The 15,321-nt window shown below is 65.1% G+C and carries 14 protein-coding genes and 1 riboswitch; of the genes, 3 read left to right on the top strand and 11 right to left on the bottom strand.

Annotation, left to right across the window (positions count from 1 at the left end; all coding sequences use genetic code 11):
- Positions 1-5 precede the first annotated feature (5 nt).
- The 10 genes from BMI86_RS07820 to BMI86_RS07775 form a co-directional block, all read right to left on the bottom strand.
- Entirely contained in the window at positions 6-1,616 is a 1,611-nt protein-coding gene (locus tag BMI86_RS07820; protein WP_078540564.1) for an FMN-binding glutamate synthase family protein, read from the bottom strand.
- A gap of 77 nt (positions 1,617-1,693) precedes the next feature.
- Positions 1,694-2,485: a cobalamin-binding protein gene (locus BMI86_RS07815; RefSeq protein ID WP_078540563.1), complete on the bottom strand. Its 792-nt coding sequence runs from the start codon at positions 2,483-2,485 to the stop codon at positions 1,694-1,696.
- Entirely contained in the window at positions 2,485-3,231 is a 747-nt protein-coding gene (locus tag BMI86_RS07810; protein ID WP_078540562.1) for an ABC transporter ATP-binding protein, read from the bottom strand. Before BMI86_RS07810 ends, BMI86_RS07815 begins: the two co-directional genes overlap by 1 nt.
- The gene (locus tag BMI86_RS07805) at positions 3,231-4,214 is read right to left on the bottom strand and encodes an iron ABC transporter permease (protein ID WP_078540561.1); all 984 of its coding nucleotides are present in this window, start codon (positions 4,212-4,214) and stop codon (positions 3,231-3,233) included. Before BMI86_RS07805 ends, BMI86_RS07810 begins: the two co-directional genes overlap by 1 nt.
- Complete coding sequence (locus BMI86_RS07800; protein WP_168173809.1) at positions 4,211-5,077, bottom strand: ABC transporter substrate-binding protein; 867 nt, start codon at positions 5,075-5,077, stop codon at positions 4,211-4,213. Before BMI86_RS07800 ends, BMI86_RS07805 begins: the two co-directional genes overlap by 4 nt.
- Positions 5,064-6,887 (bottom strand): TonB-dependent receptor, encoded by a 1,824-nt coding sequence (locus BMI86_RS07795; RefSeq protein ID WP_078540559.1) that lies wholly within the window; start codon positions 6,885-6,887, stop codon positions 5,064-5,066. Before BMI86_RS07795 ends, BMI86_RS07800 begins: the two co-directional genes overlap by 14 nt.
- A 136-nt stretch (positions 6,888-7,023) precedes the next feature.
- A riboswitch (cobalamin riboswitch) is annotated at positions 7,024-7,219 on the bottom strand.
- Between the two features lie 29 nt (positions 7,220-7,248).
- Entirely contained in the window at positions 7,249-8,295 is a 1,047-nt protein-coding gene (locus BMI86_RS07790) for a DUF475 domain-containing protein (RefSeq protein ID WP_078540558.1), read from the bottom strand.
- A 113-nt stretch (positions 8,296-8,408) separates the two neighbouring features.
- Positions 8,409-8,834, bottom strand: a complete 426-nt coding sequence (locus tag BMI86_RS07785) for a DUF1499 domain-containing protein (RefSeq protein WP_078540557.1) — start codon at positions 8,832-8,834, stop codon at positions 8,409-8,411.
- A complete protein-coding gene (speB, locus tag BMI86_RS07780; RefSeq protein WP_078540556.1) occupies positions 8,831-9,802 on the bottom strand; it encodes an agmatinase in 972 nt (323 codons plus the stop codon). Before speB ends, BMI86_RS07785 begins: the two co-directional genes overlap by 4 nt.
- A 186-nt stretch (positions 9,803-9,988) precedes the next feature.
- The gene (locus BMI86_RS07775) at positions 9,989-10,999 is read right to left on the bottom strand and encodes an SLAC1 anion channel family protein (protein ID WP_078541361.1); all 1,011 of its coding nucleotides are present in this window, start codon (positions 10,997-10,999) and stop codon (positions 9,989-9,991) included.
- A 324-nt stretch (positions 11,000-11,323) separates the two neighbouring features.
- Between BMI86_RS07775 and BMI86_RS07765 the strand changes: the two genes are divergently transcribed.
- Positions 11,324-11,803 (top strand): Rrf2 family transcriptional regulator, encoded by a 480-nt coding sequence (locus BMI86_RS07765; protein WP_078540554.1) that lies wholly within the window; start codon positions 11,324-11,326, stop codon positions 11,801-11,803.
- A gap of 557 nt (positions 11,804-12,360) precedes the next feature.
- Positions 12,361-12,720: a TfoX/Sxy family DNA transformation protein gene (locus BMI86_RS07760; RefSeq protein ID WP_078540553.1), complete on the top strand. Its 360-nt coding sequence runs from the start codon at positions 12,361-12,363 to the stop codon at positions 12,718-12,720.
- Position 12,721: 1 nt separating this feature from the next.
- Here BMI86_RS07760 and ndk read toward each other — a convergent pair whose 3' ends face one another.
- The gene (gene ndk, locus BMI86_RS07755) at positions 12,722-13,144 is read right to left on the bottom strand and encodes a nucleoside-diphosphate kinase (protein ID WP_078520946.1); all 423 of its coding nucleotides are present in this window, start codon (positions 13,142-13,144) and stop codon (positions 12,722-12,724) included.
- A 274-nt stretch (positions 13,145-13,418) separates the two neighbouring features.
- Between ndk and BMI86_RS07750 the strand changes: the two genes are divergently transcribed.
- A complete protein-coding gene (locus tag BMI86_RS07750; RefSeq protein WP_078540552.1) occupies positions 13,419-15,272 on the top strand; it encodes an ABC-F family ATP-binding cassette domain-containing protein in 1,854 nt (617 codons plus the stop codon).
- Positions 15,273-15,321: the final 49 nt, after the last annotated feature.

Raw genomic sequence — 15,321 nt, 5'->3', positions numbered from 1 at the left:
CGATCTCACACGCCGCTGTCGAAGGGCTCGAACGCCTCGGCGCGGGCACGTTTCCAGCGCTTGAGATAGCCGAAGCGGTCGTCATCCTCGCGCAGGAGGAACCCTTCGGGCATGTAGTGATAGATCTCGTCTCCCACTTTGAAATCGCGCTCGCGGTCGCGCACCAGCAGGTGATGCGGCAGGAACTGCCCCGGATGGGTGAGGCCCGCAGCCCCCGTCATCTCGGCCAGCGCCTTCATCGTGTTGCGGTGGAAATTGGCCACGCGGGTCGACTTTTCCGGCACGACGAGCGCGCGCTGACGGATCGGGTCCTGCGTGGTCACCCCGGTCGGGCATTTGTTCGTGTGGCACGACTGCGCCTGAATGCAGCCGATCGAGAACATGAAGCCGCGTGCCGAGTTCGCCCAATCCGCCCCGATCGCCAGAACCTTGGCGATATGGAAGGCGGTGACGACCTTGCCCGAGGCGCCGATTTTCACCTGATCGCGCAGCCCCGCCCCGCGCAGCGTGTTGTGCACGAAGCTCAAACCTTCCACGAGCGGGAAGCCCATGTGATTGGCGAATTCCAGAGGCGCGGCCCCGGTGCCGCCCTCCTTGCCATCGACCACGATGAAATCGGGGGTGATGCCGGTCTCCAGCATCGCCTTGACGATGCACATGAATTCGCGGCGGTGACCGACGCAGAGCTTGAAGCCAACCGGCTTGCCGCCCGACAGCTCGCGCAGCTGGCCGATGAATTCCATCATCTCCAGCGGGGTCGAGAAGGCCGAGTGCGAGGCGGGCGAGATGCAGTCGCGATCCATCGGGATGTCGCGCGCCTCGGCGATCTCGGGGGTGATCTTGGCCGCAGGCAGCATGCCGCCATGGCCTGGCTTCGCGCCCTGGCTCAGCTTCAGCTCGATCATCTTGACCTGAGGGTCTTGCGCGCGCTTGGCGAATTTCTCGGGGTTGAAGCTGCCATCGTGGTTGCGGCAGCCGAAATAGCCCGAGCCGACCTCGTAGATCAGATCGCCGCCCTCACGGTGATAGCGCGAAATCCCGCCCTCGCCCGTGTCATGCGCGAAGCCGCCCATCTTCGCGCCCTTGTTGAGCGCCATGATCGCATTGGCCGACAGCGCCCCGAAGGACATGGCCGAGATATTGTAGATCGACGCCTTGTAGGGCTGCTTGCACGCCTCGCCGCCGATCTCGACGCGGAAATCGCTATCCTCGATATGGCGCGGCTTCACCGAATGGGTGATCCACTGATAGCCCGATTCCGAGACGCGGATACGGGTGCCGAAGGGTTTGGCATCCTCGATATCCTTGGCGCGCTGATAGACGATCGTGCGGGTCGCGCGGGAGAACGGAATGTCTTCGTCGTCCCCCTCGATCAGGTATTGGCGGATCTCGGGGCGGATTTCCTCGAAGAAGAAGCGCAGATGGCCGAGGATCGGATAGTTCCGGGTGATCGCGTGTTTGGTCTGGATCAGATCGTGGATCCCGACCAGCGTCAGGAAACCGAAGAGGATCGCGATGACCAGAAACCAATCGGTAAGGATCAAACCGGAAACTGCTGCGAGCGTCAGCAGAGCTGACAAGACGAGTGGTGAAAACCGTACAAAACGCGTGAACATGCCCCCTCCCGCGGGGTAAGTAGCCTCTGTTCCTGCGCGGACACTCTAGCGCGCGAGGGCTCTATGTCTAAGAACTATTACGCCCGCAACCCCGGATCGGACCAGATCGCGGCCTCCAGCGCGTCGAGCCCGTCGGTTAGCGCTGCAGGCCCGGGCTGCAGGATCAGGGTGGATTTGACCTCGTGCAGCCGGTTTCGCGCAACAGCCGGAACGTCCTGCCAGCCTCGCCTTGCGGAAACTTTCTCGGGGCGGAATTTCTTGCCGCACCACGACCCCACGATGACCTCGGGCGCGGCGGCGATCACTTGTTCGGGAGTGACGATGCGATCCTTGGCTTTGCCCTCTCTCGCCAGATCGGCGAAGACGTCGCGCCCGCCCGCGATCTCGATCAGCTCCGACACCCAGCCCACGGCGGAGATCAGCGGCTCATCCCATTCCTCGAACCAGACGCGCGGACGGTTGGGGCGCGGCTTGGCGGCGATCTCCGCCAGACGCGCCTCGTAACCCGCAGCAAGCAACTCCGCACGCTCGGTGCAGCCCACCAGCGCGCCCACCGTGCAGATCATGTCGAGGATGCCCGCGACCGAGCGTTGGTTGAACGCGTGCACGGCGACGCCCTCGCGCACCAGCCCCGCGACGATATCGGCCTGAAGGTCCGAGAAGGTCAGGACGAGGTCCGGCTCCAGCGAGAGGATCTTCGGCAGATCGGCGGAGATGAAGGCCGAGACGCGCGGCTTTTCCTGACGCACCCGTTTGGGTCGCACCGCGTAGCCAGAGACGCCGACGATGCGCGCGTCCTCACCCAGAAGGTAAAGTGTCTCGACCGTCTCCTCGGTCAGGCAGACGATGCGCTCGGCCGGAAATGCCATCAGACCCCCAATGTGGAAAGCGGTTGAAAAACGGGGCCTTCCGGCGTGTTCTTGAAGTGCGCGCGGATGTGGAAGACCTCGGCCAGAAGCGTCGCGGTCAGCACCTCGCCGGGCGCACCGTCCGCGACCAGCCGCCCGCGATCCATCACCCAAAGTCGGGTGCAATGGCGCGCCGCCAGCCCGAGATCATGCAGCGAAGTGACCACTGCGCCGCCCGCCTGCGCATGGGAGGTGAAGACCTGCATCGTCGCGATCTGCGCCGCCGGATCGAGGCCTGCGATAGGCTCGTCGGCGAGGATCAGCGGGCTTTCCTGCGCGAGCGCCCGCGCGATCAGCACCCGCGCCTGCTCGCCGCCCGAGAGCTGCGTGGCGGCACGGTCGCGGTAGTTGTCGAGCCCCATCCGGCGCAGCGCTTCCTCCACTGCAGCCGCCCCGCGCGTCGCCTGATCGCGGCCATGCGGCAGCCGCCCCAGCGCGACGAGATCGGCGACCGACAGCCCCCAGGCAATCTCGCGCGCCTGCGGCAGCCACGCCGCCGCCCGCGCCCGCGCCATCGGGTCGAGCGCGGAAAGCGAACTGTTCCCGCGATGCGCCAGCAGCCCCATGGCCCCGCGCAGCAGCGAGGTCTTGCCCGCACCATTGGGCCCGATCAGCCCGATCACCTCGCCCGGCCCGACCTGCGCCGAGACGCGATCGACCACCGGACATTCGCCGCGTAGAACGGTGAGGTTTTCCAACTCCAGCATCAGCCCTCGCGCCCCATTTTGCGTATCATCGACAGGAAGAACGGCGCCCCGACCAGCGCGGTCAGCACACCCAGCTTCAGGTCGCGCTCGGGCGCGATCACCCGCGTCGCGATATCGGCCAGCGTCAGCATCGCCGCCCCGCCAAGCGCGGAAGCCGGCAGCAGCCGCGAGGGCCGCGCGCCCACGGATTTGCGCAACAGATGCGGCACGACGAGACCGACGAAGCCGATCGCCCCCGCGACAGCCGTGGCCGCACCGACCATCAGCGCCGTGCCGTAGACGATCTGAAGCCTGAGCTTTTTCAAAGAGATGCCCATCGAAGCTGCAGCATCTTCCCCAAGGCTCAGCGCATCGAGCCCCGCGCCCGCGCGCAGCAGGATCAGCGCGCCGACGATCAGGAACGGCAGCGCCAGCGCCACATGGGTCATCGAGCGATCGGCGAGCGAGCCCATCATCCAGAACACGATCTCGGCCGCGGCATAGGGCGACGGCGCGAGGTTCAGCACCAGCGCGGTCGCCGCCGCCGCCAGCGCCGAGACCGCGATCCCCGCAAGGATCAGCACGAGCGCCCGACCCTCGCGCCCCGCAAGGATCAGGATCAGTGCGACGGCCACACCCGCGCCCGCCAGCGCCGCCAGCGGCAGAGCCAGAGCGAAGAGCGCGTAGAGCCCGGTCTGGATCGCAATCACAGCGCCGAGCGCCGCCCCCGCAGAGGTGCCGATCAGCCCCGGTTCGGCCAGCGGGTTACGCAGGAAGCCTTGCATCGCGGCGCCCGACAGCCCCAGTGCGGCGCCGACACCGATCCCGAGGATCGCGCGCGGCAAGCGCAACTCGCGCATCACAAGGCCCGCCGCGCCATCGCCCGAGATCAGCGCAGAGAGGCCGTGAAGCGGAGAAATCCCCGACGGCCCGATCAGCAGCGAGGCTGCGAAAAGCACCGCACAGAGGACGGAGAGAAGCATGAGGATCGTGCGATAACTCATTGCGTCAACTTCTCTTTCTCGATTTCACGCCCGAGCTTTGTCAGCGTCTCCACCGCATTCAGCATCGCGGGCGCGCCACAGGTCCAGCTTGCATCGCGCAGCCCCCGCACGACCGGCAGATCGCGCAGCACCGGGTGAGCCAGCACCTCTTGCGCGCGGCTCGTGCCGGTGCCGCCTTGCGAGCCGCCGACGACCACCAGATCGGGGCGATCCATCACCAGATCTTCCAGCGGCAACCGCCCGCCCCAGTCGAGCCCCGGCCCGCTGACGACATTCTGAAACCCTGCCATTTCAAGGATTTGCCCTTCAAGGGTCCGCGGCCCGTAGCCATAGCCTGAGGGCCCGATGATCGCAGCTTTCAGCCCCGGCGCCGGCGTCTTGATCGCCGCCAGCCGCGCATCGAAATCCGCCAGCATCTTCGCCGCGCGATCGGGATGGCCGAGCAGCTTGCCCATCGTCTCGATCCGGCCCCGAATTTCGGGCAGCGAGGTGCCGGGCGGCAGTTGCTCGACCCGGATCCCGAGCGTGCGCAACATGCGGATCGTGTCCGGGTTCGACCATGTATCGGCCAGAACGAGATCGGGATGGAGAATAGAAATTTCTTCGGCACGCCCGTAGTTTACGGGCAGCTCTTCAGCCTGCTTCCAATGCACCGACATCGACGGATCGGTCGCGAAATGGCTGACCGAGACGACCTGTGACGGATCGGCCAGCGCCAGCGCCAGCTGATCCGTGCAGAGGTTCATGGACACGACACGCTGCGGCGCTTCGTCCACAGGTTCCTGCGCCCATGCGGAGGAGGTCGCCGCCAAGGCGGCGAAAAGGGCGGCGAAAACCGCCCCTTTCAGATCAGAACCGCGCACGCAGCCCCACATAGGCGGCGCGACCCGAGGTGCCGTAGCCCGGCCAGAGCTGGTAATCGGTGTCGGTCAGGTTCTCGATCCGCAGATAGGCCTCTTTGTCATTGCCCAGATCGTAGGTCATCTGCGCGTTCAGCAGGCCGTAATCGGGCTGGCTCTGACGATCGGTGACCACGCGCATATCGGCGGCGAGCGTGAGCTTGTCAGTCACCTGCGCGTCGATCCCGGCGGTCAGCGTGTGGCGCCCGAAGGCCGAGTTCCACGTCGAGCCGGCAGAGAGCCCGTCGGGGTTCTTCGAATCCAGATAGGTATAGCCGAGGCTGTAATTGACCGTGCTGGAGATCGGCCCTTTCAGACCCAGCTCCAGACCCTGCCGCTTGGCGGTGCCCGAGGTCTGGTAGTAGCTGTAGGTCGTGTTGCTGTAGTCGATCAGGTCGTCCACCTCGATATGGAACAGCGTCGCGGTCAGCTTATGCGCACCGAAATCGCGCTCGACGCCCAGATCGTAGCTCAGCGATTTCTCGGGCTTGAGATCGGGATTGCCCGCATAGCCGTCATAGAGCTCGTAGCCAGACGGCGCGCGGAACCCGTTGCCCACCGATGCGCGGAAGAGGGTCGCGGCATCGGCCTGCCAGGTAACGCCCAGACGGCCCGTGGTGTTGCCGCCGAAATCCGAGTGATCGTCATGGCGCGCCGAGGCGGTCACGTTCACCCCGTCCATCGGCGAGAAGGCATATTCACCGAAGACGCCCGTATCGGCGGTCAGAACATCGCCCGTGACATAGGTGCCGGTATAGGTTTCCAGCGTGCGATCCGCGCCGAAGGTCACGCGGCCCGGCCCGAGATCGGTCGAGGCTTTCCAGTCGAGTTTGCGGCGCTTGCCCTCGTAGCCATAGTCATAGACCGGATACCAGCGCGAGGTCGTGTAATAGGTCAGACCAAGTTCGTGATCGAGCGGACCGGTCGTGAATTTGGCGAAAAGACGCCCGCCCCGCTCCTTGTGGATGGTGTATTCGTTGCTGTCCGTGGGCGGCGAGCTGAAGCCGTTATCGAACTCGCCCCGGTCGTTCTGCGCAAAGCCGTTGAAGCCGATCAGCAGATTGTCGGAGATGCGCTTCTGCGCGCGCAGGCTGACGCGATCGGCGCGATAGCCGTCTTTCTCGGTATTGCCGTTCTTCTTGTCGGCCGCCGAGAAGCCTGCGGTGTAGACTTTCGACAGCTGGATCGCGAGCTCGTCGTCCCCCTTCTTCCAGCCGAAGTTATATGCGGCATTCGCGGTGTGGTAGGAGCCGAGCTCAAACTTGACGCTCTGGCTCACGCCATCCTCGGTCGGGCGCGGCGTGTCGAGGTTGATCACACCGGCAACCGCCTGCCCGCCATAGACCGCCGATTGCGAGCCGCGCATGATCTCGACCCGGTCATAATTGAACGTGTTGAACCGACCCAGATCGGGCAGCACCTGCGGCGCGGAGGGATCGGAGACGTCGATCCCGTCCACCATAACCTTCACGTAGTTCTGCGACACGCCGCGAATGGTGAAGCCGGTCTGCGCGCCCATCGGCCCGCGCGACAGGATGCCGACGCCCGGCGATTGCGCGATCAGATTGGCAAGGCGCGTCTGGCCCGAACGCTCCAGCTCGGTGCGCGACAGCACGGTGACTGCCTGCGCAGTCTTGTCCGACGATTGCGGCTCGAGCGCGCCGTGATAGATCACGATCTCATCGAGTTGGTAAGGTTGGCTGTCTTGCGCGAGCGCGGGGGCTGCCAGCGCGGTGGTGAGCATCAGGCCCACGGTCAAACGGGTGCGGATCATATCCAATTCCCTCGTATCGCGACTCTGTGGTCGCGTGAACTTCGTATCGTAAGTCTTTGGAAATTTGGAATTTCCGCCGACGGTGAGAATGTCACCACTGACGGAAGACCGCCTCCGCTGCGCGCCCCGCACAGGCAGAAAGGATGAGCGCCTCGGCAGGTCTCCTGGCTCGCGGGTCTTGGTTTCGGCTGGCCTTCCCGGGTCGCCCCAGTGGCTCAGTCAGCCGTCACTCGCCGCTCACAGTTGCGGGGGCAGCCCCGGAATGAATGCACGCATCGCACCGGGTTCCCTTTTCATCCGCCCAAGGCGGAACCGAAGTGCCCCTGCTGTGCCGCGCGCGCCGCAGTCTGTCAAGAAAATTTCAACTTTCGACGGCGGCTCTGCTGCGCCGGTTGAACCGGATCGAGGATAGCAGCGCCAGCCCGATCAGCCCCGCCCCGATCAGCCCGGTAATCACCTCGGGCACCTCCACCAGCGTCTGCGCGAACATGACGACCGAGAGGATCAGGATCGACCAGAAGGCGCCATTCTCGAGATAGCGGAATTCGCTCAGCGTGTTGCGCTCCACCAGCATCAGGGTCATCGAGCGCACATACATTGCGCCGATACCGAGACCGATGGCGATCAGGAACAGGTTCTGGGTCAGCGCGAAGGCCCCGATCACCCCGTCGAAGCTGAAGGACGCGTCGAGTACTTCGAGATAGAGGAACGCGCCCAGACCCGCCTTGGCCGTCTCGGCAGCGAGATTCGTCCGGTCGAGCACGTGGCTGAGCACTTCGACACCCAGGAAGGTCGCAAGCCCGCAGATCGATGCGAACATGAACTCGTCCTCACGCCCTTCGGGCAGGATCCAGGTGAAGGCCAGAATGACGAGCAGCACGAGGCCGATCTCGAGCCCGCGGATCGAGGCGAGCGCGCGCAACCGGCGCTCCAACGCTCGGATCCAGTCAACCTCTTTGCCCTCGTCGATGAAATAGGTAAGCGCGACCATCATCAGGAAGGCCCCGCCGAAGCCCGCAATCGACAGATGCGCGTCCTCGATGATCTCGGCATATTCCGCCGGGTGTTTCGCGGCCAGTTGCACCGCCTCCCATGGTCCGATCCCGGCGGCGATCACGACGATCAGCAGCGGGAACAGGATACGCATCCCGAAGACCGCGATCAGGATGCCCCAAGTCAGGAAGCGACGCTGCCATTTCGGCGTCATCTGGTGCAGCTTGTTGGCGTTGACGATGGCGTTGTCGAAGCTCAGCGAGATTTCCAGTACGGCAAGCACCGCCGTGATCATCAGGAAAGAGACCGCGCCGCCCAGCCCGCCGGTCTGGGCAAATCCCAGCGCGAACGACCCGACCAGCCCCGCAACGGTGACGGCGATGGCCCAGGAGAAATAACGGTACATGGTGGTCATGCTGGCTCCGGCTGCATGGAGCCTCACTTAGGCTCCGCCCCCTCTCTTCGCAAGGGAGCGCGCCGTCAGAGTTGATCGCTGTGGCCCGGCAAGCGCGCCTCGGATCAGCCCCCCTACAGCCCCGCCTCGTCGAGCCAGCCCATGATCCGGGCCTTGTTCACGCCGAGATCGGATCTGCCGTAGACGAGATGGCCGCGGATTTGCAGCGTGTTGCCCTCGACCCAAAGCGTGGTGACGTCGGGAAAGCCGAAGAAGGCGGAGCGGGTGACATAGGCCACATGCCCCTCATCGACGCTGCCCGCCACCTGTTTCGTGCGCGCGGTGGCCCGGATGATCTTGTCGAGTGCGGCCATCTGCACCAGCGGATCGGAGACCTCGCGGGCCGCCTGAAACCCGCCCGTCTCGGGGTGATCGCCGGGCGCTTTCGCCAAGCCCTCGACCTTGTAGCGCGCAGGGTCGATCGGGGCGAAGCGCACCCAGCCATCGGCTACGGCAACCGCAGCCAACCCGAGCGCGAGGATCGTCACGGCCCGATTCATGCCGCGCCCTCCCGCAGCCCCCAACCGGCCAGCGCGATCAGCTCGGTCGCGACATGGGCGCCCGCGATGGCCGTCACGCCGGTCGGATCGTAGGGCGGAGAGACCTCGACCACATCGCCACCGATCAGGTTGATCCCTTTCAGCCCGCGCAACAGCTCTGCCGCCTGCCAGCTGGCCAGACCGCCCCAGACCGGCGTGCCGGTGCCGGGCGCGAAGGCCGGGTCGAGCCCGTCGATGTCGAAGGTGATGTAACAGGGCTTGTCGCCCACGACCGCGCGGATGCGTTCCAGCGTGGCCTCGACGCCCTCGCGATGCACCGAAGGCGCATCCACGATCGTCACGCCCAGCGTATCGGGATTGTCGGTGCGGATACCGACCGAGACGGTATTCTCGGCTCTCACGACGCCCGACTTGATCGCCTTGTAGAGGAACGTGCCGTGGTCGATCCGGTCCATGTCGTCATCGGCCCATGTGTCGGAATGCGCGTCGAACTGGATTAATGCGATCTCGCCATGCCGGGCAGCGGCCGCGCGCAGGATAGGCAGGGTGATGAAGTGATCGCCGCCCAGCGTGATCGGCACGACGCCCGCCCCGAAGATCGCGCTCAGATGCGCCTCGATCCTGCCCGGCACTTCCGGCACATTGGCATAGTCGAAGGGCATGTCGCCGTAATCGACGATGGCGAGTTCAGAGAACGGGTCATAGCCCCAGCCATAGGGGGCGTCGAACGCCTGCAGCGTCGAGGCTTCGCGGATCGCACGCGGCCCGAAGCGCGTGCCGGGGCGGTTCGTCACCGCCTGATCGAAGGGGATGCCGGTCACGGCGATCTGCGCGCCCGCGAGGTCCTTCGTATAGCGCCGCCGCAGGAAGCTGGTGGCCCCGCCGAAGGTATTCTCGAAGCTCAGGCCACGTGCCTCTGCCCGCGTAAAAGCCTGATCCACTTGGGTTTTCGCATCTTCCAGAGCCATGATCGCCCCTCCTTTTCGCCCGCGAAATCTGCGCCAGCCCTCGCGAGAGGTCAAGCTGCCGTGCGAGGGGATGAGGGGCGCGTCCGACTTCCAGCGCTTGGGCATAGCTCCGCCCGGGGCGACGAGCCCCGAGTAGCGCCGCCCTCATGCAAAGACAAACGATCATCCCCTCGGGGAGGCGCGCCCTCACTCCGGCTGGCAGATCTCTCCGCGCAGGATCGCAAGCCCCGTGCGCCAGACCAGCCCCACGATCACCACGGCGAGGATCGCGAGGAACGCCACCGCCATGCGCAGATGCGGCTCGGAATGGGCGTATTCGGCATGCAGGAATGTCGCGATGGTCAGCGCCGCGATGGGGAAGCTCAGCGCCCAGAAGCTCATCGCGAAGGGCAGCCGCAGGATGCGCGGCAACTGCACCGCGACGAGCGCCGCAAAGACATAGGCCAGCGACAGAAGGATATGCGCGAAGGGATCGACGCCGTGTCCGACCGTTGCCCCGGGCACGATCTGCTCGCCGGTCAGACGCAGCCACGCGATGAAGGCCACCGCGGGCGGCGCGATCAGGATCACCAGCGTCGGCTGCAGCTTGCTCGGCAGGGGGTCGTGGAAGATCAGACGGTTGAACACCAGCGTCAGCAGCACGAGCCAGAAGAGCATTCCCGCCGAGAAGAACAGCCAGCTGATCTCGATAAAGCCGAGCTGCGCGCCCGCCACCGGCACGATCACATTGCCCACCGCCGGGATGAACCATGCCGGGTTCAGCTGCCCGTGCTTGAAACTGCGCGTCCCGATCCAGTTGGTCACGACCGCGAGCGTCATGATCCCCTGCAGAGTCGTACCCGCCAGCCACAGCAGGAGCGCAAGCGAGGTCGAGACCGTCAGCGCCCCGGTCGCCAGCAGCAACAGCGAGATCGCGACGGTCGGGAAGAAGGCGAGCCGGATCGGGTGATGCCATTCCGCGCTCACAGCTTGCGGGTGCCGCATGGCCTTGGCGAGATAGAAGGCAGAGATCAGCACGAACACGGTCGCGGTCACCGCGAACATCACCTGATAGGGCAACGGCCCGAGCCCGAGCGGCTTGGCTGCCGCACGCAGCGCCAGCGTAAAGCCCCCGAGCCCCATCGTCGTCGCATAGAAGGTGATCGGAAAATGCTCGAGCCGGCTATGCGCGGCGGGTGCCTCAGCTTGAATGCTCATCTTGCCCTCCCGGTGGCCATCGCCGCGCGGGGCCGAACGGCCCACAACGCGACGGATCAGATCACCCGCGCCGCGCCGGACCAACCCACGCGGCGGGATCACACCTCTCATTTACTCACGCATCCGTGTGTGAGGAGTCTGACAAATGGACGCATTCGCCGCGCCGGGCGCAGCGCGCATCTACGTCCCGCGCATATTGCCTCTGGCGGATCCCCGCTTGCGCCAGACCCGCTCTGTGACGAAAATTTTCAAGGAACGTGACATAGGTCAAACCTACGAGGTAAACTTACCTATATCACCGCTTCGTGAGCTGGAGGAGTTGCGATGCGTCTGACCACACGAACCAATCTCGCGATGCGCGTGCTGATGTTCTGCGCGGTCAATCCGCATCGCACCGTGCGCAAGCATGAGATCGCAGAAGCCTGTAACGCGTCCGAGAACCATCTCGCGCAGGTCATCAACACGCTCGCGCGCGAGAATTTCATCACCACCCTGCGCGGTCGCGCCGGTGGGATGCAGCTTGCCCGCCCGCCCGAAGAGATCGGCGTGGGCAAGGTGCTGCGCGCCTTCGAGGCCGCCCTGCCCTTCGCCGAATGTTTCGATACCGAGACCAACACCTGCCCGCTGCGCGATGCCTGTCTGTTCCGCGATGCGCTGAGTGATGCGCTCGAGGCCTTCTACGGGACGCTGGACCGCAAGACGCTCGCCGATCTGGTCGACAACAACACCGCGCTGGAGGCGATGCTCAGCCTGCCCGGCCTGCAGCCGATGTCGATCTGCGCAACCGCACGCGCCGCGGAATAACCGCCGCGACATGACGCTCCGGTAGGTCCATATTTCTGACGCATTGCCGTGCGCAGAAGCGCTTTCGTGGCGCCAACGTCACAGTTTCATGACACACGCTCACGGCAAAGAGATCAAAATTCAGTTTCGCTTGACCACCCCTTTTCCCGGCGAGAGCCTGTGTCTACTTGTCGCACCAACGGGAAGACCCCGCTAAACGCGACTCATCACAAGGCTTAGGTCATGCAACAGCAATCGGGCACTCAATCAGGCCAGCAACAGCAAGGCGGCACGAACCGTCCTGGCCAGCAACAAGGCCAAACGGGCAATACGACCCAACAGAACGGCACCGTATTCGACGACTGGGCGTCCATCTGACGCCCTTTCTCGCGTCGCTATGATAGCGGCGCAGGCAGGCCCCGCAACCGGCATCTTCATTCACCGCCGGTTTTCGCGCCGCCTCCCCTTCGATCTCTCCTTCGCGCTGCTCTTGCGTGGCGCGAAGTCCGCTCTCAAAATGTCCCGACGCCAGCCCGCGCGATACTGATACCGCGCGCCCCGAAGGACCGTCCGGAACGATGAGCACCTCTCTCACATCCATAAAGGGGATCGGCCCCGCCACCGCCGAGGGCTTTATCCGCGCCGGGATCACCTCGGCCGAGGAACTGCGCGAGATCGGCGCGGACGCCGCGTATGCCGCGTGGATCGAGGCCGGAAACCCCGCCCATTTCATCGGCTATTACGCGCTGCATATGGCGCTGCAGGGGCGTCCGTGGAACGATTGCCGCGGTGCCGAGAAGGCCGAATTCCGCAAGAAATTCGATGCACTTAAGGCGCGGATCGCGGCGAGCGACAGCAGCACCCAATCCGCAAAAGAGAAGGGCCGCGCCCGGCTGGACGCGGCCCTCTCGGAAATTGGTCTGATCGCGAAACGCTAGATCAGCCGACGATCTCGAGACCCGAGAAGAAGAACGAGATTTCTTCCGCAGCGGTTTCCGGAGCGTCGGAGCCGTGCACCGAGTTCTCACCCACGGAGAGCGCGTATTCCTTGCGGATGGTGCCCTCGTCGGCTTCCGCCGGGTTGGTCGCGCCCATCACTTCGCGGTTCTTGGCGATCGCGCCTTCACCCTCGAGCACCTGAACGACGACCGGCTCGGACGCCATGAACTCGCACAGTTCGCCGTAGAAGGGGCGCTCTTTGTGGACTTCGTAGAACTTGCCGGCCTGATCCATGGTCAGCTGGATGCGCTTTTGCGCGACGATGCGCAGACCCGCTTCCTCGAACTTGGCGTTGATCTTGCCGGTGAGGTTGCGCTTGGTCGCGTCGGGTTTGATGATGCTCAGCGTGCGTTCGATGGCCATGTGTGACCCTTTCCTTGTGGTTCGTGGCCGGTATCCGGTCCGAAATATCTGCCGCGCCTGCTACCATGCAGGGGAAGCCTTGAAAAGCCCTCATGGGCGGGGCTGCGGCGACTCTAGATTGGGTTTGTGACCGTTTGGTCAAGGCCGATCGGCAGGTCGTTGCGCGGGTTTGCGCCCGCAGATGCCTCCGGCGGGGATATTTTTGCCAAGCCGAAGGGGCAGCGGCGCGCAGCAGCGATTGACTGTTGCCCGCCCCTGCGCCAAGTCAGGCCCCATGTTGCGCATCTCCGATATCTCCTTTTCGATCGAAGGCCGTCCGCTCTTTGCGAACGCCTCCGCCACCATTCCCGAAGGCCACAAGGTCGGTCTCGTCGGCCCCAACGGCGCGGGAAAGACGACACTGTTCCGACTGATCCGGGGCGAGCTGACGCTGGATGGCGGCGAGATCGGCCTGCCCTCGCGCGCCCGGGTCGGCGGCGTGGCGCAGGAAGTGCCGTCCTCTTCGACCTCGCTGCTCGATACGGTGCTGGCCGCCGACGAGGAACGCGCGAGCCTTCTGGCCGAAGCCGAGACGGCGACCGACGCGCATCGCATCGCCGAGGTGCAGACGCGGCTGGTCGATATCGACGCGTGGTCGGGCGAGGCGCGGGCGAGCGCCATCCTGAAGGGTCTCGGCTTCGACATGGAGGCGCAAAAGCGCCCCTGTTCGGATTTCTCCGGCGGCTGGCGGATGCGCGTGGCGCTCGCGGGCGTGCTGTTCGCGCAGCCCGATCTGCTGCTCTTGGACGAACCGACGAACTATCTCGATCTTGAAGGCGCGCTCTGGCTGGAAAGCTATCTGATGCGCTACCCGCATACGGTGATCGTGATCTCCCACGACCGCGATCTGCTCAACCGCGCCGTGGGCTCGATCCTGCATCTCGAGGATCGGCAACTCACGCTTTATCAAGGCGGCTACGACACGTTTGCGCGCACCCGCCGGCTGCGGCGAGAGGCGCAGGCGGCCCAGGCCAAGAAGCAGGAGGCCCGCCGCGCCCATTTGCAGGGCTTCGTGGATCGCTTCCGCGCGCAGGCCACCAAGGCCAAGCAGGCGCAGGCGCGCGTCAAGATGCTCGAAAAGATGGAACCGATCACCGCCCCGGAAGAAGCGGCGAAACAGGTCTTCACCTTCCCTGCACCGGAACAGCTCTCGCCGCCGATCATCGCAATGGAAAACGCCGCCGTGGGCTATGGCGGGCCCGCGATCCTCAAGCAGCTCAACCTGCGTATCGATCAGGACGACCGGATCGCGCTTCTGGGCCGGAACGGCGAGGGGAAATCCACGCTTTCCAAGCTGTTGGCGGACAAACTTCAGGTGATGGACGGCAAGATCACGCGCTCGTCCAAGCTGCGGATCGGCTATTTCGCGCAGCATCAGGTCGACGAGCTGGACCTGAAAGAGACGCCGCTCACGCATCTCAAGCGCGAGCGCCCCGACGAGCATCCCGCCAAGCTGCGCGCGCGGCTTGCGGGCTTCGGCCTCGGTGCGGATCAGGCGGAGACGGCGGTGGGCAAGCTCTCGGGCGGACAGAAGGCGCGGCTGTCGCTGCTGCTGGCGACGCTGGATGCGCCGCATCTCTTGATCCTCGACGAGCCGACCAACCACCTCGACATCGAGAGCCGCGAGGCGCTGGTGACCGCGCTCACCGAATATTCCGGCGCGGTGATCCTTGTGAGCCACGACATGCACCTGCTGGGACTGGTCGCGGACCGGCTCTGGCTGGTCAAAGGCGGCGCGGTCGCGCCCTATCAGGGCGATCTGGAAAGCTACCGCGCGGAATTGCTGGCGCCGCCGCCCGAGGACAAGCCCGCGAAATCGGCCGCACCGAAAGCCGCGAAGCCGTCGCGCTGTGCGATGACGACGATGAAGCGCGAGGTCCGCGACTGCGAGGCCCGGGTTGAGAAGCTGAGCGACATGCTCGAGAAGCTCGACGCGAAACTCGCCGACCCCAAGCTCTACGAACCTGAAAAAGCCCGAGATCTCGCGATCTGGCAAGCCAAGCACACCGAGGCGACCAAGGCGATGGAGAAAGCCGAGGCGCTCTGGATGGCGGCGCTGGAGAAACTCGAGACCGCAGAGCAGGATTGAGATCGATGAAGGGGCCGCGCGCCCCTTCTTCTCGATCCAAATATCCCCG

Origin of the sequence: Thioclava sp. DLFJ5-1, from assembly GCF_002020115.1 — a bacterium.
Taxonomy (GTDB): Bacteria; Pseudomonadota; Alphaproteobacteria; order Rhodobacterales; family Rhodobacteraceae; genus Thioclava; species Thioclava sediminum.
This window is presented reverse-complemented; position numbering and strand designations above follow the sequence as displayed.